Source organism: Clostridium nigeriense, assembly GCF_900086595.1.
Lineage (GTDB): Bacteria > Bacillota > Clostridia > Clostridiales > Clostridiaceae > Clostridium > Clostridium nigeriense.
In genome coordinates, this window is record NZ_LT575472.1 from 357396 (window position 1) to 379252 (window position 21857).

A 21857-nucleotide genomic window follows, 5' to 3' on the forward strand; every position below is an offset into this window, starting at 1 on the left:
TGGATTATAGTAATTTATATATAATTATTAGAAATTTAATGTAAGGTGGTTAGATTATGAGTAACTTAAAAAAACTTAGAGAAGTTATGAAAATAGAAAATATAGATTATTATATTATTCCAAGTAGTGACTCACATCAAAGTGAATATGTTGCAGAATATTTCAAAGGAAGAGAATTTGTATCTGGATTTACAGGTTCAGCAGGAATACTTTTAGTTGGATTAAACAATGCATATCTTTGGACTGATGGAAGATACTTTATTCAGGCAGAAAAAGAATTGATGGGTAGTGGAATATCTCTTATGAAGATGAGAACTCCAGGATATCCAACTATTGAAGAGTGGATAAAAGATAATTTAAAAGAAGGTGAAACTTTAGGATTTGATGGAAGCTTGTTTTCAGTTAATCAATATGAAGATTATTTAAAGATAGCAGAAGAAAACAAGTCTATAATTAATATGGAGAAAGACTTATTAAAATCAATATGGACTACAAGAAAGGAATTACCTAAAAATAAAATCTTCATACATGATGAAAAATATTCAGGAAAATCTGCAAGTGAAAAACTTTTAGAAGTTAGAAAAAATATGCAGAAGAAATCTGCAGACTACTTTATTTTATCATCTTTAGATGATATAGCATGGTTATGTAATATTAGAGGAAATGACGTGAGATTTAATCCTGTAGCTCTTTCTTATGTAATTGTTGGAAAGAATGATGCAACTCTTTATATAGATAAAGATAAGGTAGATAGTGAAACAGGAAACAAGTTAAAATCTGAGGGTTTTAAAATTAAAGGGTATTTTGATATTGAAGGTGATGCAAAACTTTTAATGGGCACAGTAATGTTTGATCCTAACAAGTTAAATTCTAAGATTTTCACTGCTTTGAATAAAGATGTAAAGATAATAAGAGAAGTTAATATAACAACTAATTTAAAGGCTATAAAAAATGAAGTAGAAATAGCTAACTGGGAAGTATCTCAAGTAAGAGATGGAGTTGCTATGGTTAAATTTGTAAAATGGCTTAAAGAAAGTATAGGTAAAGAAAAGATAACAGAAATATCAGCTAGTGAAAAATTAACGTTTTTTAGAGCTATGGGAGAAAATTATAAAGGTGATAGTTTTGGTACAATAGCTGGTTATAAAGATCATGCAGCTATGATGCATTATTCAGCTACAGAAGCTAGTCAATATGAACTAAAACCAGAAGGAATGTTTTTAGTAGATTCAGGAGCTCAATATTTAGATGGAACTACTGATATTACAAGAACCTTTATATTAGGACCTATTACAGAAGAAGAAAAAAGAGACTACACTTTGGTTTTAAAAGGACATATTGCACTTTCTTTAGCTAAATTTTTAAGAGGCACTACAGGAATTAATTTAGATATACTTGCAAGAAGACCTTTATGGAATTATGGTATAGATTATAAATGTGGAACAGGTCATGGTGTAGGATTTTTCTTAAATGTTCATGAGGGGCCACAAGGAATCAGACCAGAAGGAAATACAGTTGCTTTGGAACCGGGAATGATTTTAACTAATGAACCAGGTGTATATAAAGAAGGGAAACATGGAATAAGAACTGAAAATACTTTAATAGTAGAAAAGGATTTTGAATCAGAAGAGTTTGGAGAGTTTTATAAGTTTAGAACCATATCATATTGTCCAATAGATTTACAGGGTGTCAATGTAGAGATGCTTTCTTCCGAAGAAAAAGACTGGTTAAATAACTATCATAATATGGTATTTGAAAAATTAAGTCCATATTTAAATGAAGAAGAAAAAGAATTCTTAAATACTCAAACAAGGAAAATTTAAGAGTTTAGTATTTAAGAACTAAGAATGTATAATATAGGTTGAAATTCAGCCTTAGCTGAATTTCTTCCACAATTTTTAATTTTTAATTCTACATTTTACATTAAAACAAGGCTTAGGCCTTTTTTTGTTTTGGTGGTGCAATAAATTTGTTAACCAATAGTGCTATAAATATTCCAAATAGAGTTTCTATGGTTCTATTAACAGCATAATAAACTGGGTCACCAAAGGCATGAACAGTGGTTACTGCTAGAAAGGCTATGCAGGATATATTTATAGCACCTGGTTTTTTTATTAAATTACATAAATATATAACCACTATAATACCTATTGCAATTGTTAAATAAACTAATAGTTTTCTAATAGGGTAGATATTAATATTGTATGTTAAGAATCTACATACTATTAGAAATAAAAGACCTATTGTAGCACCTAAAACTGTTCCTAAACCTCTATTTATTGCTATTTTAATAGAATTAGACACAGTATCTTGAACGCAAAAAACAGCAGTTAAGCAAGCGAAAAATGGTTCCCTTGGAAAAATTAATAGACATAAAAATACTGCAAGTGCAGTTTTTAATGTCCTTAATCCAATCTTAGGAAAAGTAAAATTCATATTATAACTCCTTATCTTTAGTTAGTTTCATCTATAGTATTATTCTCTTTTGGTGGATGGATATACTTATTTATTAGTATTGCAACAATTACTCCAAAAGCAGTTTCTATGGTTCTTTGTAAAGAGTACAATAAAGGATTAGCATATACAGGAGCTACTAATATACCCATTAATGTAATAGATGACATGGAACAAGCAGAAGGTTTTTTTATTAGATTACATATATATATAATCAATGAAACTCCAATGGCAACCACTAAAGGTAAAACCTTTTGTAAATGAAGGCCGTTAGTGATATATATAAAAACTACTCCGAATATACCACCTAGAAGTGTTCCAATTAATCTGTTTATTCCGGTGTGAAGAGAATTTTCCACAGTATCTTGAACACAGATTACAGCTGCAATTGCTGCAAAAAGAGAATTTGGCCAAAATATAAGACAGACTAAAACTGATAAAGCAGTTTTAATGTTTCTAGATCCTATATGAGGCAATTCGAAAGTTTTCACAGTATCAACCCCAATCTTTTTAATACAATTATACCATATAAAGTATGAAAAAATTATTACAAAAACACTTGTTAAAAATATAAAAACAATTAAATATCATTGCAGAAATATAAATAGTTAGTATAAAATTATAATTAAATAATAACTTAGAAAAAGTTTTAGAAAGAAGGATAATATGAATTTTTGGATTTATTTATTAATTATAGAAAGTATACCAATAGGATTATTCGTATTTGGTGGATTATATGAAGCTAATTCAACAAAATTTAATCAAAATAAGTTTGGATATACAAATCAGTACTCTGTTAAAGATAAACTAGCTTGGGAATATGCTAATAAAGTAGCTGCTAAAATTTTTGGTTCCATAGGAACCCTACTATTTATAGTTAATACTATATTACTATTTATGTTTGGAGAAGGTGTATTGACCTTTATCTTATTATTTAGTTTATTCATGGTGATTTTTTCTAAGATTATGATAGATAAGCTTATTAAAAAGAAATTTCATAATAAATCATAAATTAAAAGTAATTGACAGTAAATTTAATATAGCATATCATAATAGTAATAATAAAATAAATGCTATGAAAAGAAGAGTAGTAAAGATGGAATGTCTAAAGAGAACTAGGTTAGGTGAAAGCTAGTGGCATAAAACTTTATGAAGATGGCCTTGGAGCATGTTTTCTGAGCTATATTGCTAGGGAAATACGGTAGCAACCGTTATATTGCAAGGTGATATTAGTCACCTGTTGAGGTATTTATTGTGAGATAAATATGAATTAGAGTGGTAACACGCATAAGGCGTCTCTATATAGGTTTTAATAATCTATATAGAGACTTTTTTATTATTTAGGAGTATTTTTTATTAAATGAAACAATTATTGTTAGGAGGAAAATGGTATGTGTAAAAAGACATATTATATTACTACACCAATTTATTATCCATCAACTAAACTTCATATTGGAAATACTTATACTACAGTAGCAGCAGATGCTCTTGCTAGATATAAGAGATTAACTGGATATGATGTAATGTTTTTAACAGGAACAGATGAACATGGACAAAAGATTCAAAGAATAGCAGAAGAAAAAGGCATAACACCTAAGGCACATGTAGATGAAATAGTAGCAGGAATAAAAGATTTATGGAAAATGATGAATATAAGCTATGATAAGTTCATAAGAACTACTGATGATTATCATATAAAAGCTGTTCAAGATATATTTAAGAAATTATATGACAATGGAGATATATATAAGTCTTCATATGAAGGTTTATACTGTACACCTTGTGAATCATTCTGGACAGAAACCCAATTAGTTAATGGAAACTGTCCTGATTGTGGAAGACCGGTAGAAAAATCTAAAGAAGAAGCATACTTCTTTAAGATGAGTAAATATGCTGATAAGTTAATGGATTATATTGAAGCTCATCCTGATTTTATTCAACCAGAATCAAGAAAAAATGAAATGGTTAATAACTTTTTAAAGCCTGGTTTACAAGATCTTTGTGTTTCAAGAACAAGCTTTAATTGGGGAGTTCCAGTTACTTTTGATGAAGGACACGTTGTTTATGTTTGGATAGATGCATTATCAAACTATATAACAGCTTTAGGATATGGAAGTGACAATAAAGAGCTTTACGAAAAATTCTGGCCAGCAGATGTTCACCTAATTGGTAAAGATATATTAAGGTTCCATACTATTTATTGGCCAATTATGTTAATGGCTTTAGATTTACCATTACCAAAGCAAGTATTCGGACATGGATGGTTACTTGTTGATGGAGGAAAGATGTCTAAATCTAAAGGAAATGTAGTTGACCCAGTTGCCTTAGTTGAAAATTTTGGAGTAGATGCAGTTAGATACTACTTATTAAGAGAAATTCCATTTGGAGCAGATGGATTATTTAATAATGAAATATTTATAAAGAAAATAAATTCAGATCTTTGTAATGATTTAGGAAACTTATTATCAAGAACTGTAGCTATGATAGAAAAATACTTTGATGGAGTAATTCCAAACAACAATGTTAAGGAAGCTATAGATGATGAGTTAATAAACTTAGCTTTAGAAACGCCTAAGAAGGTAAATGCTGCAATAGATAAGTTAAGAATACCAGAAGCTTTAGAGTATATATTTGATTTAATAGGAAGAGCTAATAAGTATATAGATGAAACTACACCATGGATATTAGCTAAGGACGAAGAAAAGAAAGAAAGACTAGGAACAGTTTTATATAATTTAATAGAAAGCTTAAGATTCTCTTCAGTATTATTATCTGCATTCTTACCAGATACAAGCAAGAAAATAAATGAGCAAATAAATACAAGTAATATTACATTTGAATCATTAAATAGCTTTGATGGAACAGTAGTTGGAACAAAGGTTCAAAAGGGAGAAGCTCTATTCCCAAGAATAGATGTAGATAAAAAATTAGCAGAACTAGAAGCTTTAAGAGAAGCACAATTAGCTGCTAATAAAAAGGATGAAAAGAGAGAAATAACACCAATTAAAGAAGAAATAACTATAGAAGACTTTGAAAAAATAGATTTAAGAGTAGTAAAAGTTTTAGCTTGCGAACCAATAAAGAAGGCTAAAAAGTTACTAAAACTAAAAGTAGATTTAAATGGAGAAGAGAGACAAGTGGTTTCAGGAATAGCTCAATACTATAAGCCAGAAGAATTAGTTGGTAAGTATGTAGTATTAGTAGCAAACTTAAAACCAGTAACTTTAAGAGGTGAGTTATCGCAAGGAATGATATTAGCTGCAGCTACTGATGACGATAGCTTACTAAAACTAGTAAATCCAGGAGATCTACCAACAGGAAGCGTTGTAAGATAAATTAAAAATTAAGAATGAATAATGTAAAATTGAGGAAATAATTCAGCCGCGGCTAAATTATAAAAAATACAAAACTCAGCTTAAGCTGAGTTTTCTCCTTAATTCTACATTTTTAATTTTACATTCTTAATTCAAAGAAGGGGGTTTTTTATGAATATAATAGTTGGAAATGCATGGCCTTATGCAAATGGTCCATTGCACTTAGGAAGAATAGCAGTATTACTCCCAGGGGATATAATTGCAAGATATCATAGGCTTATGGGAGATGAAGTTATATTTTTATCAGGAACTGACTGTCATGGTACTCCTGTAACTATGAAGGCTAAGGAGGAGGGAATAACTCCTTTAGAAGCAACCATTAAGTATCATGATGAATTTAAAAAATGCTTTAGCAGTCTTGGGTTTTCTTTTGATGTATTTGAAAAAACACATTCAGAATATCATGAAACTAAGGTTAAGGAATTTATCCTTGATTTATATAATAAGGGCTATATCTATGAAAAAGAGATAGAGCAAACTTATTGTGAGTCTTGTAATGAATTTTTGTCTGATAGATATGTAGAAGGTAAATGTCCTAATTGTGGAGAAGTAGTCTTAGAGGAGCAATGTGAAAATTGCTTTGAAATAGTAGAATACGAAGATCTTTTAGATAAGAGATGTAAACTTTGTGGGAATGAAACTGTTGTGAAGGAAACAAAACATTTATTTTTCTCTCTTTCTAATTTTGAAAAAGATGTTAGAAGACTTTTAATTAGACAAAAAGGATGGAGAGAAAATGCACAAAAGATTGTTAAAAGATACCTAAATGAGGGATTAAGAGATAAGGCTGTTACTAGAGATTTTAATTGGGGAGTAGATGTTCCTTTAGATGGATATGAAGATAAAAAAATATATGTTTGGATAGAGGCCGTAATGGGATATTTAACAGCAAGTATGAAGGTTTTAGAAGGAACTGGGGAAAATTGGAAAGAATATTGGCAAGGAGAAGACTCAAGAGTTTACTTTGTCCATGGAAAAGATAATATACCTTTTCATACTGTAATATTTCCTGCAATATTAGCAGGACTTGGAATAAAAAATCCGAATTTAAGAGTTATATCAAGTGAATATTTAAAGCTAGAAGGAAAGAATTTTTCATCAGTTAAAAATTGGGCAATATGGGCTGATTATATAGTTGAAAATTATAATGTAGATGAGTTTAGATACTATTTATCAATAAACTCTCCAGAAAATAAAGATACAGACTTTACTTGGAGAGATTTTATAAATATAACTAACAGAGATTTAGTTAATAATATTGGAGATTTTGTAAATGGGGTTATAAGTGATATAAAAGATAAAAATAACTCTATAATTCCTAAGGGAGTTATTTCAAGAGAATTCAAAAATGAAATATTTGATTTGTATTTTAACATAGGAGATTATATAGAAGAAGGAAAATTTAAGAATGCTCTTTTAGATATTTTAACAGTTGTTAAAAAAGTTAAAAAAGATTATGAAGTTGGAGATAAAAGCCTTTATGAAGCACTGCAACTTGTTGTAAATATATCAAACTTATTAGAACCATTCATGCCAAATACATGTGAGAAAATTAGACTTGCATTAGAAATAAAAGAACCTATATGGAGTTATATAGAGAAGAAATCAGGTAAAGTTTCTAATATAGAAGTTTTATTTGATAAACTTGATAAAAAAAGAGCTGCTGAAGAAGTTAAAAGATTAAAAGAAGAGAAAAACTAGATATAAAAGGGAAAAACCCTAGATTAAATAACTTTGGGGAATAATTTAATCTAGGGACCATTAGATGGTTTTAGGGGTAAATAATAATGCTTTAACTACTTTACAATTATTATAATACCTTAGTAATATGGCAGTATTGTGTCAAAAAAATAAATAAAATATTAAGATTAGAAAAGCTGTTTTAATATTTGTAAAAAAAATAATATTTACAAGTCATGTTAATAGTTGTATATTAAGTTTGTTAACTAAATATTAATTAAAATTTAACAAAAAGTATTAAGTTAGTAAGGAGAAATATTAATGGACAACTTTTCTATTTTAACAGGTCTAATAGGTGGACTAGGTATGTTTTTATACGGCATGAAGCTAATGGGAGATGGATTAGAAAATGCCGCAGGAGAAGGATTAAAGTCAATACTTGAGAAATTAACTAGTAATAAATACATAGCAGTATTGGTTGGAGCCGCAGTTACAGCAATAATTCAAAGCTCTAGTGCAACTACAGTAATGGTAGTTAGTTTTGTAAATGCTGGGTTAATGTCTTTGATACAAGCAACTGGTGTAATAATGGGTGCCAATATTGGAACTACGATAACTGCCCAAATGGTATCATTTGATTTAGATGCAATTGCTCCTATATTTGTAGGAGTAGGAGCCATAATATTACTTATGGCAAAGAAAAAGAAAGTTAGAGATATAGCAAGTATTGCTTTAGGCTTTGGTATTTTATTTTTAGGTATGAGTGCAATGTCAACAGCTATGAAACCTATAGCTGAAGCAAGTTGGTTTAGAGAGTTTGTAGTTGTAGTTGCAGACAATAGTATATTAGGTTTACTTGCAGGACTTGGAATGACTGCTGTTGTACAAAGCTCATCTGCAACAACAGGTATATTAGTAGCTTTAGCAACAACAGGTTCAATAGATATGAATTTAGCTTTCCCAGTAATTTTAGGGTGTAATATTGGAACTTGTGTAACAGCAATATTAGCATCCTTAGGGGCTAATAGAACAGCTAAAAAGGCAGCTTTAATACATTTATTCTTTAATAGTATTGGAGCATTAATTTTCTTCCCATTTATAGAGCCATTCATAAGATTAGTGCAATCTACAGATCCAAGTGTAGCAAGACAAGTAGCAAATGCACATACTATATTTAATATAACTGTAACAGTTATATTATTACCATTATCAACATATTTAGTTAAGTTAGTTAATTTAATACTTCCTGGTGATTCTGAAATAGAAAAGGAAGGCGCTATATATTTAGATAAAAAACTATTAGACACTCCAGTAGTAGCTAATGGACAAGTATTAAAGGAAACATTAAGAATGGCAGATAAAGCTAAGAAGAATTTAATGTTAGCTATGGAAGCATTCACTGAAAATAATGAGGAAGCAGCAGAAAAAGTATATAAAAATGAGAAAATTATTAATGCCTTAGAGAAAGATATAACTGATTATTTAGTTGAATTATCTCAATTAGAATTGCCAGAGGCTGATATTAAGCTATTTAGTTCAACCTATCATGTTATAAATGACATTGAGAGAATAGGTGATCATGCTGAAAATATTGCTGACTTAGCAGTTGAAAAGATTAACAAGGGTGTGCATCTAGGAGATTATGCTAAGGAAGAATTGAAAATAATGTATGAAAAAACTATTAAAGCAATTGAAGTTTCTATTGATAATTACAGTAAAAAGAGTTTAATTATTCCTAAAGAAATAGAAGTTATAGAAGAAGAAATAGATAACTTAGAAAAGAAATTTAGAGAGAATAATATAAAAAGATTAAATGAGAAAAAATGTTCTGCAGCATCAAGTGTTATATTCTTAGATTTAATAAGTAATTTAGAAAGAATAGGCGATCATGCTAACAATATTGGACATGCTGGAAAAAAAGATTAAGATTTAATAAAATATAAGGTGGAAAATTCATAACTTTATATAGGTTTTAGAATTTTTCACCTATTTTATGTGTTAGTAAAGTATTTTTAGTTAAGTTATAATTATGCTATAATCTATAAAAGTAAAAAATAGTAAAGGGGGAAGAGGAAGATGGCTACCATAAGAGATGTAAGTAAGTTGGCTGGAGTTTCAGTTGCAACTGTATCTAGGGTAATAAATAAAAAGGGATATGTAAGTAAAGAAACAGAAGAAGCAATTCTTAATGCTATGAAGATGTTAAATTATACTCCTAATGATGTTGCAAGAAGATTAGCAGGTAAAAAATCTAATACAATAGGACTTATTATTCCTAATATTTTAAATCCATTCTTTCCGGAAATTGCAAGAGCGGCAGAAGATACCGCAAATAAGCTTGGATTTAATTTAATTCTTTGCAATGCGGATAATAATAGAGAAAAAGAGAATCAATACTATGAAATGCTTATAAACAAACAAGTAGATGGAATAATTATTGCTTCATATACAGCGAAACCTGAGGATTTAATATCACTTATGGAAAGAAATATACCTATAGTGGCATTGGATAGGGAATATGATGGTTTTGATATTCCTTCAATAAAGGCAGATGATATAGTAGGCGGAAAACTTGCGGCAGAGCATTTAATAGAGTGTGGGTGTAAAAAAATAGCACATATAACAGGGCCTATGTATATTGAGTCTTTTCAAGAAAGATTAGAAGGATTTGAAAAAGTATTGAAAGAAAATAATATATATAATTCTCAATTTGTAAAAATAGATGATATTTCCTTAAAGGGTGGGTATGAGGCAACGAAAAAACTGTTACAAGAAAAAAAAGAAATAGACGGTATATTTGCAGGAAATGATATTTTAGCTATTGGATGTTATAAAGCATTAAATGACTTAGGATATGAGCTTTATAAGGATGTAAAGCTTATAGGTTATGATGGACTTGAATCAAATATAAATTATTTAGAAATATCTTCAGTAGCACAACCTATGTATAGTTTGGGAAAATATGCTGTGGAATTATTAGTGAAAAAAATAAAAAATGAAGAAGATATAAGAAAAGAAAAAGTAAAGTTAGATTTAGAAATTATAAAAAGAAAATCTACTATTGGAAAACAAAATATTGTTTAAGATAAATAACCAGTTAAAAACTGGTTATTTTTTTGATTTAATTTTAATTCTTTTTTAAATTCAGAAAATATAAAAATTTTTTTGAAAACAATTTCTAATTCTATTGACATAAATAAAATATAGTGATAATTTAAATATATAACCGGTTACACATTTTTGAAATTTATAATTTGAAATTTGATTAAAACGTTGCAAATAAATGGTTTATAACTATTTTATATAAATATGGAAACGGTTAAAGTGGAGGTAGTTATGAAAAAGGTAGTAGTAGTTGGAAGCCTTAATATGGATTTAGTTATGGAAGTTAATAGAATTCCAAAAATCGGTGAAACTATTAAAGGCGATGAAATGAGTTATTTAATCGGAGGGAAGGGATCTAACCAAGCAGTTGCTGCTTGTAGACTTGGAAATGAAGTTAGCATGATTGGTTGTGTTGGAAAAGATACCTTTGGAGATAAAATTTTAAAACACTTAAAAGAAGAAGGCGTAAATGTAAATGGCATAAAAAGTGATGAAGCTACTTTTACAGGAATAGCAACTATCTTTAAGACAAAAAATGATAACTCTATAGTAGTAATTCCAGGAGCAAATGATTTTTGTGATAAGAATTTAATAGATGAAAATATAGAAACTATAAAATCTGCTGATATATTAGTAACTCAACTAGAAATTCCAATGGAAACTGTTGAGTATGCACTAAAGGTTGCTAAGGAAAATGGAGTTAAAACAATATTAAACCCAGCACCAGCAAGAGAGATTAGCAAAGAAATATTAAAAAATGCTGATTTCATTACACCTAATGAAACAGAATTTGAAATAATATCAAATAAAACATTTAAGGATGGAAATGAACTTGAAGAAGCTATGATAGCTTGGCAAAATGAAAATCCATCAACTAGATTAGTAGTTACTAGAGGGAAAGATGGTTCTTCTTATGTAGAAGAAAACAAGGTTGAAACTATGAAAACTATAAAAGTAGATGTAGTAGATACAACTGGAGCAGGGGATACCTTTAATGGCGCTCTAGCCCATGGAGTAAGCCATAATTTATTAATGAATGAAGCAGTAACCTTTGCAGGAACAGCAGCATCATTATCAGTAACTAAGTTTGGTGCTCAAACAGGAATGCCAAAATTTGAAGAAGTAAATAAGATTTTAAATGTAAAGTAGGGAGGAATTAAAATGTTAAAAAGAAGACCTATTATTATTGATACAGACCCAGGAATAGATGATGCAGTTGCAATTGCAGCAGCTGTATTCTGTGAAAGCTTAGATGTAAAATTAATTTCAACAGTTTCAGGAAATGTTTCTATTAATCACACAACAAAGAATGCACAAAAGTTAATAGAATTCTTTGGAAAAGATATTCCAGTTGCTCAAGGTGCAAGTAAACCTTTAATTAAGCAATTAGAAGATGCTAGTCACATCCATGGAGAAACAGGAATGGCTGGATATGAATTCCCAGAACCAACTAAAGAATTACATGAAAAGAATTCTATAGAAGCAATGAGAGACGTTATATTAAACTCAGAAGAAAAAATAACAATAGTTCCAATCGGACCATTAACAAACATTGCTTTATTATTAAAGACTTATCCGGAAGTTAAGGAAAACATTGAAGAAATAGTTTTAATGGGTGGTTCATCAGGAAGAGGAAATCACACTCCAGCAGCTGAATTTAATATATATGCAGATCCAGAAGCAGCAAAAATAGTATTTGCACAAGGAGTTAAAATAGTAGTTTGTCCTCTAGATGTAACTTCAATAGCAACTTTAGATTTAGAAACAATAAATAAATTAAGAGATATGAATAAGGTTGGAGAAATGTTCTATTCATTATTTAATCACTATAGAGGCGGAAGCGTTTCAAAAGGTGGATTAAAGATGCATGACTTAACAACTATTGCATATCTTGATAAACCAGAATTATTCGAAAAGGTAGAAACTTTTGTAGATGTTGAAACAACACCAGGTTACACAGAAGGATTTATGATAGTAGATTTTAGAGGTGTTTATAAAAAAGAAGCAAATGCTACTTTCTGCACAGAAATTAATGTAGAAGAGTTTAGAAAGTGGATGCTAAATATATTTGAAAATATAAAATTTTAATTTATAGGGGGATTTAAAAATGGTAGAAGTTATTATTGCACTACTTGTTATATTTGGTGTAGGATACTTAATTTACAAAAAGTATAATGCAACTATCGCATTAGCAGTTGGAGGTATATTATTACTAATAGCAGCAGCTGTACTTGGACATCCTATATTACCAGAAGATAGCACAACAGGAATAGCTTTTTTAGATGTATTTAAAGCAATAGAATTATCTTTTATTAAGAACTTAGGAAACATTGGATTAACTATAATGACTTTATTTGGTTTTTCTAGTTATATGAACTTAATTGGAGCAAATGAAGTTACAGTTGATGTTATGACTAAACCTTTAGGTAAAATTAAATCTAAATATGTATTAATACCAGTAATATTCTTACTAGGAAACTTATTATCATTAGTTGTTCCTAGTGCATCAAGTTTAGCAGTATTACTTATGGCAACTTTATACCCAGTTTTAACTAAAGTAGGAGTTACACCTTTAGCAGCAGGTGCAGTAATCGCAACTACAGCTACTATAATGCCAACTCCACTTGGAGCAGATAATGTTTTAGCAGCAGAAACATTTGGAATGAATATAATGGATTACGTTATAGCTCATGCTAAGGTTTCAATCCCTGCATTATTAATTATGGCAGTTGCTCATTACTTCTGGCAAAAATATCTTGATAGAAAAGAATCTGAAGATATAAAGATAGATGAGAGTAAGTTAGCAAAATTAAATAAAGAATTACCTCCTAAGTACTATGCAATATTACCAATATTACCATTAATATTAGTTTTATTCTTCAATCTTGTAATGAAGGATGTAAAAATAGGTCTTGTTAGTATAGCATTTATATCACTAATAGTTGCTGTAATAGTTGAACTAATAAGAAAAAGAGATTGTGTTAAAGTTACAAATGATATAAATGAATTCTTCAAAGGAATGGGTAATGGTTTAGCTATGGTTGTAACATTACTAGTAGCTGCATCATTATTAGTAGATGGATTAAAAGCTCTTGGAATAGTAGATATGATAACTAATTCAGTACAAAATTTACAAGGTGCTGGAACTATCTTAATGTTAGCATTCAGTGGAATTACTTTCATAATAGGTTTAATAAGTGGTGGTGGATTATCTGTTTTCTATGCATCAGTAGGAATGATTCCTGGTCTTGCAGCAGCAGTTAATGTAAGTGGACCTATGATAGCATTACCAATGCAAATGGTAGCCAACTTAGTTAGATCAATATCTCCAGTAGCAGCATGTATAATAGTTGTTTGCTCAATTACTGGAACAAGCCCAATGAAAATAGTAAAACGTACTTCTGTACCAGTAATGGCTGGCGTTGTAGCAGTATTAATACTTTCAGTAGTATTATTATAAGAATTTTAGAGAGTTATGGAAGTTAGGGAAGCATCCTTTACGGAAGTAAATCAAATTAGAAAGTGGCTTAAAGATACCGCAAGTTGGCTAAAAGAAAAAAACATTCCTCAGTGGGAAAGGTTTTTGGAAGATAAGAAAACAGAAATTTGCTTAAAAGATTATAATGACAAAAAGTTATATGTATTAGAAGATGATGATAAAAAAATAATAGGAGCTATGTCTTTTGGGAAACCAGAAGACATAGACATTAAACTCTGGGATAAACCAGAGGATGGCTATTATATACATAGAATAGTATTACCTAAGGAATATAGAGGTAAGAAAAAAGGTGAATACATGATAAATTGGGCTAAGGAAATTGCAAGTAATAATAAAAAAGAGTTAAGACTTAATTGTGTAAATGAAAATGAGTTTTTATTTAATTATTATAGCAATCAAGGCTTCAATTATAATGGAAGCAAATTAGGCTATCACTTGTTTAAAATATAAGTATTGGAGATGAAGTAATGAGATTCTTTTTAGATACAGCAAATGTAGAAGACATAAAGGAAGTTAACAGCTTAGGTATAATATCAGGGGTTACAACTAATCCTTCTTTAATAGCAAGAGAAAAAAGAGATTTAAAGGAAACTATAAGAGAAATAGCTTCAATTGTAGATGGACCGATAAGTGGAGAAGTTATTAGTTTAGATTATGAAGGCATGATAAGAGAAGGAGAAGAATTAGCAAAGATACACAAAAATATCGTTGTTAAGATTCCTATGACTAAAGATGGATTAAAGGCAGTATCATACCTTTCAAAGCATAATATAAAAACTAATGTAACATTAATATTCTCAGCTACTCAAGCTTTATTAGCAGCTAGAGCAGGAGCTACATATGTATCTCCTTTCCTAGGAAGATTAGATGATATAGGATCAAATGGAATGATTCTTATAAAAGATATAAGAGAAATATTTAGTGTTCACGGAATAAAAACAGAAATAATAGCAGCATCTGTAAGAAATCCAATTCATGTAATAGAAGCTGCAAAACTTGGAGCAGATATAGCAACTATACCTCCAACAGTAGTAGATAACTTAATTAAGCATCCTTTAACTGATTTAGGAATTGAAAGATTTATAAAGGATTGGGAAGCGGCAAATAAATAATATAAGATGGAGGCTGGTAAAACAGCCTCTTTTTTACCTTTAAAGTGTTTATTATTTAATTTTTTGTACTATAATGATAAATATAAATAAAAAGTTACTTTTGGAGGTATAAAAAATGGAAAATAAGTATATAATATTTGATACACATGCCCATTATGATGATAACCTTTTTGATGAAGATAGAGAAGCTGTTTTAAGCCAAATTAAAGAAAATGGTGTTGTAGGAATATTAAATTGTGCATCAAGTTATGAAAGTATAGATAAAACATACAAATTAACTATAGAAAATAATTTCATTTATGGAGCTCTAGGAATACATCCAGAAAATGCAGATGAATTTAATGATGATGTAGAAAAAGAAATTATAGAGTTAATTAGAAAAAATGAAAAGATACTTGCTATTGGTGAAATTGGACTAGATTATTACTGGGAGGAAAATCCGCCTAGGGAAGTTCAACAAGATATATTTAGAAGACAAATGAAACTAGCTGAGAGATTAAACCTTCCTGTTATAATACACGATAGAGATGCTCATAAGGATACTTTAGAGATCATAAAAGAATTTCCTAATGTTAAAGGAATTGTTCATTGTTTTTCAGGAAGTACAGAGTTTGCTTTAGAATGTATAAAACTTGGATACTATATAGGTGTTGGAGGCGTTGTAACTTTCAAGAATGCTAAGAAAATAGTAGAAGTAGTTAAGGAAATACCTTTAGATAAAATATTAGTAGAAACAGATGCTCCTTATATGGCACCTACACCAAATAGAGGAAAAAGGAATAAATCGGACTATATAGCTTATATAATAGAACAAATTGCTCAAATAAAGGATTTAGAACCAAAAGAAGTGAATTTAGCTGTAAATGATAATTTTAAAAGGTTGATAGGAAAAGATATATAAAGTAAAATTAAACAGTATATTAGAAAATTTTAACATATGGGCTTTGTACCAAGGATAAGGTTATAAATAACATCTACTTTCAAGTAATAACTGCGAATTGCTATTATATTTATAATTTATATTTTAAGTATGCACAAGGTTGCATTTTAATCACAGTTTTATGTTGCAGGAGGTCAAATTTGACAAAAGCGATCATTTCAATTATAATGCAAAAGACGCTCTTGCCAAGGGGAGGAAGTAGAGATGGTAGAAAATTTTAAAAAATACCTGAAAAATAACTTTTCTAACGGTCCGAAGGCAAAAATACTGATAGGAGTAATAGCAACTGCTATTTTATTATCAGTGACGTTGGTAAACATGAAAAAGACTATAACTATGAAAATAGACGGAAAAGAAGAGACATTTGTCACATATAAGAGGACTGTTAAAGATGTGTTGGATACTAAGGGGGTTACATTAAACCTCAAGGACAAAGTTCAACCAGCTTTAAATAGTAATGTATCTGAAGGTGATACAATATCTATTAAAAGAGCTGTTTCAGTAGAATTAACTATAGGGGATAAAAAAACAAGTATAGAAACTGCTGAAAACACTATCGAAGAAATGCTAAACGTAGAAAAAGAAGAACTTAAGAATCAAGGATTTGAATACAATCATGGGGTTGATGAAGTGACTCCAGCATTAGATACGGAGATTGAGCCTAATCTACAAATCAACTTAGTTAAAGTTGAAATTAAAAATGAATTAGCAAAAGAAGCTATTGATTATGATGTTATTGTAGAAGAGGATTCTAATCTTGATAGCGGTCTAGAAGAAATTAGGCAAGAAGGAACATCAGGTGAAAAAGAGGTTCTTTACGAAATAATTTATAAAAATGGTAAAGAATTTTCTAAAGCTATAAAAAGTTCAAAAGTAGTAGCGGAACCAGTAAATAAAATAGTTGCACAAGGAACAAGAAGAGTATTTGCAAGTAGAGATGGGCAACTATTAAATTATAAGAGCGTACTTTACTGCGAATCTACTGCTTATAGTGGTGGCGGAGTAACAGCAACAGGAACTGTACCCGTAAGAAATCCAAATGGTATTAGTACCATAGCGGTAGATCCAAGAGTTATTCCTCTAGGATCATTAGTATATGTTGAGGGATATGGAAAAGCAGTAGCTGCAGACACTGGTGGAGCTATAAAAGGAAATATCGTTGACGTATATATGAATTCTCAAGAAGAAGCATATAGTAGTTGGGGAAGAAAATATAATGTTCCTGTATATATTATAGCTTACCCAGGTGAATGGTAAAATAAGAGGATGCTCTAAAGAGCATCCTTTTGTTTTTATTTAGTTATAATTGACATAATAATTATATAAGGATAAATTATTCTTAGGCGCATTTAGAAAGGAAGTTAATATTTTGATAAAAGAAGTTATTGTAGTTGAAGGAAGAGATGATATTACTGCTGTAAAACAAGCTGTAGATGCTGAGGTTATAGCTGTAGGTGGATTTGGAATAAATGCTAGAGTTATAGAAAGAATAAAAGAAGCACAAAAAAGAAAAGGTGTAATAGTACTAACAGATCCAGATTTTGCAGGAGAAAAAATAAGAAGTATAATTGCAAAGAGAGTCAAAGGTATAAAACATGCTTATATTGCTCAAGAAGATGGAATTAAGGGTGATGATATAGGTGTTGAAAATGCATCTCCTGAAGTTATAATAGAGGCTTTAAATAGAGCAAAGGTATCAGAAGAGATAGTTGAAGAAACATTCACTTCAGAAGACATGTTTTATTTTAAACTTACTGGAGACATAAGCTCTAAAAAAAGAAGAATAATGTTGGGTAGGGAACTTGGAATAGGCTACGGAAATGCTAATCAAATGTTAATAAGACTAAATAAGTATTCTATAAGTAAAGAAGAATTTATCAAAGCTATAGAAAAAATAGAAAAAAACATAGGGGTGAAAGACAGTGGAAATTAAGGATGTTAAAACTGCTGAGTTAGTTAAGAAATATAATTTTAAGTTTTCAAAAAGCTTAGGCCAAAATTTCTTAGTAGATGATTCAGTACCAAGAGATATAGTTTTAGGTGCTGAAGTAGATGAAAATGATCTTATTATTGAAATAGGACCTGGAGTAGGTACTCTGACAGCTCAATTACTAAATAAGGCTAAGAAAGTAGTTGCTATAGAGTTAGATAATGATTTAATTCCTATTTTAAGACAAGAAATTGGAGATAATCCCAAATTCGAATTAATACATAATGATGCATTAAAGGTAAATTTCAACGAGGTAATTGGAGAAGAAAAAAGTGTTAAGCTAGTTGCGAATTTACCTTATTATGTAACTACTCCAATTATAGTTAAGCTTTTAAAGGAAAATTATAATTTTAAGTCATTAACTATAATGATTCAAAAGGAAGTTGCTGAAAGAATGAATGCAGAACCAGGAAATAAAGACTACGGTGCTCTTTCTTTATTAGTTCAATATTATTGTAATACTAAGATAATAAGAAAAGTTCCACCTCAATGCTTTATTCCAAGACCAAAGGTTGATTCTATTGTAATTAGATTAGATAGGTTAAGTGAGCCAAAGGTTAGTGTTGAAAATGAAAAATTATTCTTTGAAATAATAAGAAGTTCATTCAATATGAGAAGAAAAACTTTATGGAATGGAGTAAAAAACATAGGACTATCTAAGGAAAATTTAGAGTTAGCTTTTAATGAAGCTGATATAGATCCAAAAAGAAGAGGAGAAACTTTAACTATAGAAGAGTTTGCTATTCTTTCTGATAAAATAAATAAATATTTAAAAATAAGATAGATACTTAGCTCGTGAGAATTTTGGAGTAAAATACAAGATTCTCACGAGTTTTATTTTTAACATATTTGGATATGCATAGCATATAATGTATTGAATTAATGTAAAATGGAGGTTCTAAAGGTTTGTCACAAGTAAACAAATTGTATAGAAATTTTATTATTTTACAAGAAGATGAAAGAGGCTACTCAAATTCTAACGACAAAACCTTATCAGGATATTCAAAGATAGAAGCTAAGGGGAATATATGTAAAATTTCCTTTTATGCTCAGAATCTAAGAAAGGATGATGAAGATTATTGTATTTTAGCTATATGCAATAAAAAAGATACAAAAAAAATAATCAATCTTGGAGCAATAAATATATCTGATGGTGGTAAGGCAGAAATAACCAAGGAGTATCCTTTAGATAATGTTGGGGGACTAGGAATATCTTATGACAAAATATCAGGGGCAGCTATAGGTAAAATGAAAAATAATATTCCAATAATAGTTATGTGTGGCTTTATTAATGGAGAACAACCGAGTGAGAGTTGGAAAAATTATAAGGTTGAGAAATCTGTTCACAGCAAATCAAAAGATAAGATGGAGTACATGAAGAAGGAAGATAAAAAGAAAAAGCATAGGTCAGAGGAAGATATAAATAAAGTAGAGGTAATAGAGGAAGAAATTGAAGAAAGAGAAATTAATTTAAAAGAAGACGCTGTCAATGAGGAAATAGAAAATACAGAAGTAGATGAAGACGGTATTGCTAGAGAAAAATTAGTGATAGATGAAAGTGAAACAAGAGATAATAAAGATGATGATATGGATAAAGATATAGAAGATGAAAATAATCCTTTTAAAAATAAAGAATATGGTAAAAATCCATTTGATACAAATATAAATGATAATTTATACGGAATCGAAGATTTAAATAGAGGATATTTAAAAAATAAGTTTGATGAGTATGAAGAAAAATTAGAAAATACTAGCGAATTTCAAATAAGGGGTAGTGTTGGCGAATATTTTGAAAGCTTAGCTAATGGATTTGAGCAATGTAGAAGTAAATACGAAGAAATTAAATATTGCAAATGGTATAAAATACCTGTAAATGATCTTCATGAAATGTGTAATATGTCTAACTACAATAGGTATGCAGTAGCTTATTACCCAATGCTTAATTACTATCCATATATAAGAAAGTATAGGCACTTTATGTTAGGATATAAGTGTGATAAGGATGGAAACTTAAGATATATAGTATATGGAATTCCAGGTATGAAGAATAAAGATGAACAACCTTATGAAGGAAAGACAGGTTTTGTAACTTGGGTGAGTGATGAAGCTAGGGATGGAATGGGATGTTGGTTAATGTTCTATGATTTTAAAAATTCAACTGTTGTTGTACCTATGCAATAGGTATAAATAAGAAATGTACTTATAAACCTAATGAGTATATTAAAAAATAAGAAAATCTATACCATCACCCTACTGGTAGTCCTTATGCTTTCAATAACCTTGATGAGTGAATTATTTATAAAAGATATTAGAAGAGTTGCACTAGAAAATAATGATACTAAAAGATTTAGTAAACATCTATTGAGAGAGGGAAGGTATAGTTTTTCATTACCAGAAGGATGGGATGTAGAAAGTATAAATAATTTTAATAGTGATATTGATGTTAATTTTAATAACAATAACAATATATATGGGAATATATCTATTATAGATGGAGATTTAGAAAGCTTTTGTGAAAATATCACTAAAGAAAAAGATAGTACTGAAATATTTGATGAAGGTTCCTATCGTTGGAATGTTATAACTTTAAGAGATGGGCAGCATATAAACAAGTATTATCTTAGAAAATACTCAGAGGGGAAGATTCTTATATTAAAATTTTCTTATTATAATAATAAGGAAAAGGATAGCATAAAAACAGTTTTTGATAGTATAGCAATAAGTTTCAGCTAAGGGCATAATAAGATTTGCCATTAGAAGGCTAAAGTATTATAATTTATTTATAATTAGGAGAAGTAATTACTTCTCCTAATTAGCTATTAAGAATTGTAGGGAAACCTTGATATAGAGGGGAAGGATATTGTTGAAAAAAAATGTGAAGATTTTAGTTGCTATATTCTTAATGATACTATCGTTTAGTTTAACATCCTGTGGAGTTATAGATAGTATAAAAGGAAAGTTCAAAAGTGATAATGACTATTTTAATAATGTAGGTCAAGTAGATCAAATAAGTATTCAAAGTATTAGGGATAAATCATTTAAATTTCTTGTAACAGATGATAAGTCTATTGAGGATATGTATAGTCTTTTATCTAAAGCAAAGGAAAGTGATACAAGATCCGAATTAGATCCAGATTATATATTTGAAATAAAAATGGGGGAAGAAGTTAAAAAATTTAATTATGTAGTTGGTGCATATGAAGGAAACTTTTATGATGATGAAATAAGCTTTACTGTTTCAAAAAGATTAGATGAAGGATTACTTCAAAACCTATCTATAATAAGAAAGCCTAGAGAGTTTGAATACATATATTATGAGCCTATTCTTGATATAATTGAAAAGTTAAGTAAAACATTAGAATATAGTAATAGCAAGGTTGGAGTGGATATTAAAGGTGATATAGATTGCTTAAAATATATTTTCTCAACAGATTTAGAAAGTTTCTTAAATAAGGCAAAAAAAATTGCTCCTAATATAGAAATAATAAATAATAATGAAAGTGATTTTGATATTATAATAAGGATTAAAAATAGAGGGCATAGTACAACTCAATACAAGAGTAATATAACAGTTGAAGTTAAAAAAGATAATCAACAATATTACTATTATGTAGTTGGGGAAAATGAATATAAAGAATGGAATATTAATATCTACACAGAAGATGATCTTCCTAAGGATGTAGAGAAAAATTGGTAGGAGGTG

At 29.2% G+C, this 21857-nt stretch carries 20 protein-coding genes and 1 other annotated feature; of the genes, 18 read left to right on the plus strand and 2 right to left on the minus strand.

Annotated features, from left to right (window positions below):
* Nucleotides 1–56: 56 nt before the first annotated feature.
* Nucleotides 57–1823, plus strand: a complete 1767-nt coding sequence (locus tag BN6774_RS01975; protein ID WP_066889575.1) for an aminopeptidase P family protein — start codon at nt 57–59, stop codon at nt 1821–1823.
* 112 nt (nt 1824–1935) lie between these two features.
* Here the strand turns inward: BN6774_RS01975 and BN6774_RS01980 are convergent, their stop codons facing one another.
* Nucleotides 1936–2436, minus strand: a complete 501-nt coding sequence (locus BN6774_RS01980) for an FUSC family protein (protein WP_066889577.1) — start codon at nt 2434–2436, stop codon at nt 1936–1938.
* Between the two features lie 17 nt (nt 2437–2453).
* Complete coding sequence (locus BN6774_RS01985; RefSeq protein ID WP_066889580.1) at nt 2454–2945, minus strand: FUSC family protein; 492 nt, start codon at nt 2943–2945, stop codon at nt 2454–2456.
* A 175-nt stretch (nt 2946–3120) separates the two neighbouring features.
* Here BN6774_RS01985 and BN6774_RS01990 point away from each other — a divergent pair, with 175 nt between their 5' ends.
* From BN6774_RS01990 to BN6774_RS02070, 17 genes are all read left to right on the plus strand, one after another.
* Complete coding sequence (locus tag BN6774_RS01990; RefSeq protein WP_066889582.1) at nt 3121–3465, plus strand: SdpI family protein; 345 nt, start codon at nt 3121–3123, stop codon at nt 3463–3465.
* A gap of 55 nt (nt 3466–3520) precedes the next feature.
* Nucleotides 3521–3757 (plus strand) — a binding site (T-box leader).
* Between the two features lie 88 nt (nt 3758–3845).
* The gene (gene metG / locus BN6774_RS01995) at nt 3846–5789 is read left to right on the plus strand and encodes a methionine--tRNA ligase (protein ID WP_066889583.1); all 1944 of its coding nucleotides are present in this window, start codon (nt 3846–3848) and stop codon (nt 5787–5789) included.
* 150 nt (nt 5790–5939) lie between these two features.
* Nucleotides 5940–7529, plus strand: a complete 1590-nt coding sequence (metG, locus tag BN6774_RS02000) for a methionine--tRNA ligase (protein ID WP_066889585.1) — start codon at nt 5940–5942, stop codon at nt 7527–7529.
* 300 nt (nt 7530–7829) lie between these two features.
* Nucleotides 7830–9434 carry a Na/Pi cotransporter family protein gene (locus tag BN6774_RS02005; protein ID WP_066889587.1) on the plus strand — a complete coding sequence of 535 codons (1605 nt, stop codon included), beginning with the start codon at nt 7830–7832 and terminating at the stop codon, nt 9432–9434.
* Nucleotides 9435–9584: 150 nt separating this feature from the next.
* A complete protein-coding gene (locus BN6774_RS02010) occupies nt 9585–10592 on the plus strand; it encodes a LacI family DNA-binding transcriptional regulator (RefSeq protein WP_066889589.1) in 1008 nt (335 codons plus the stop codon).
* A 252-nt stretch (nt 10593–10844) separates the two neighbouring features.
* Nucleotides 10845–11762 carry a ribokinase gene (gene rbsK / locus BN6774_RS02015; protein ID WP_066889591.1) on the plus strand — a complete coding sequence of 306 codons (918 nt, stop codon included), beginning with the start codon at nt 10845–10847 and terminating at the stop codon, nt 11760–11762.
* 12 nt (nt 11763–11774) lie between these two features.
* Nucleotides 11775–12701, plus strand: coding sequence for a ribonucleoside hydrolase RihC (gene rihC, locus BN6774_RS02020; RefSeq protein ID WP_066889593.1), 927 nt, complete (start codon nt 11775–11777; stop codon nt 12699–12701).
* 19 nt (nt 12702–12720) lie between these two features.
* Nucleotides 12721–14073 (plus strand): C4-dicarboxylate transporter DcuC, encoded by a 1353-nt coding sequence (gene dcuC, locus BN6774_RS02025; protein WP_066889595.1) that lies wholly within the window; start codon nt 12721–12723, stop codon nt 14071–14073.
* A gap of 15 nt (nt 14074–14088) precedes the next feature.
* A complete protein-coding gene (locus BN6774_RS02030) occupies nt 14089–14562 on the plus strand; it encodes a GNAT family N-acetyltransferase (RefSeq protein ID WP_066889597.1) in 474 nt (157 codons plus the stop codon).
* A 17-nt stretch (nt 14563–14579) separates the two neighbouring features.
* Nucleotides 14580–15224 carry a fructose-6-phosphate aldolase gene (gene fsa, locus BN6774_RS02035; RefSeq protein ID WP_066889599.1) on the plus strand — a complete coding sequence of 215 codons (645 nt, stop codon included), beginning with the start codon at nt 14580–14582 and terminating at the stop codon, nt 15222–15224.
* Between the two features lie 115 nt (nt 15225–15339).
* Nucleotides 15340–16125: a TatD family hydrolase gene (locus BN6774_RS02040; protein WP_066889601.1), complete on the plus strand. Its 786-nt coding sequence runs from the start codon at nt 15340–15342 to the stop codon at nt 16123–16125.
* Between the two features lie 243 nt (nt 16126–16368).
* On the plus strand, nt 16369–17421 hold the full coding sequence (locus BN6774_RS02045; protein WP_066889603.1) for a G5 and 3D domain-containing protein: 1053 nt from the start codon (nt 16369–16371) through the stop codon (nt 17419–17421).
* A gap of 112 nt (nt 17422–17533) precedes the next feature.
* Nucleotides 17534–18097 (plus strand): ribonuclease M5, encoded by a 564-nt coding sequence (gene rnmV, locus BN6774_RS02050; protein WP_066889605.1) that lies wholly within the window; start codon nt 17534–17536, stop codon nt 18095–18097.
* The gene (gene rsmA, locus BN6774_RS02055) at nt 18087–18938 is read left to right on the plus strand and encodes a 16S rRNA (adenine(1518)-N(6)/adenine(1519)-N(6))-dimethyltransferase RsmA (RefSeq protein ID WP_066889607.1); all 852 of its coding nucleotides are present in this window, start codon (nt 18087–18089) and stop codon (nt 18936–18938) included. The genes rnmV and rsmA overlap by 11 nt, the downstream gene beginning before the upstream one ends.
* A gap of 122 nt (nt 18939–19060) precedes the next feature.
* Nucleotides 19061–20335: a DUF7922 domain-containing protein gene (locus BN6774_RS02060; RefSeq protein WP_066889609.1), complete on the plus strand. Its 1275-nt coding sequence runs from the start codon at nt 19061–19063 to the stop codon at nt 20333–20335.
* 102 nt (nt 20336–20437) lie between these two features.
* The gene (locus BN6774_RS02065; RefSeq protein ID WP_235829572.1) at nt 20438–20887 is read left to right on the plus strand and encodes a hypothetical protein; all 450 of its coding nucleotides are present in this window, start codon (nt 20438–20440) and stop codon (nt 20885–20887) included.
* A gap of 142 nt (nt 20888–21029) precedes the next feature.
* The gene (locus BN6774_RS02070) at nt 21030–21851 is read left to right on the plus strand and encodes a YhfM domain-containing protein (protein WP_328586423.1); all 822 of its coding nucleotides are present in this window, start codon (nt 21030–21032) and stop codon (nt 21849–21851) included.
* Nucleotides 21852–21857: the final 6 nt, after the last annotated feature.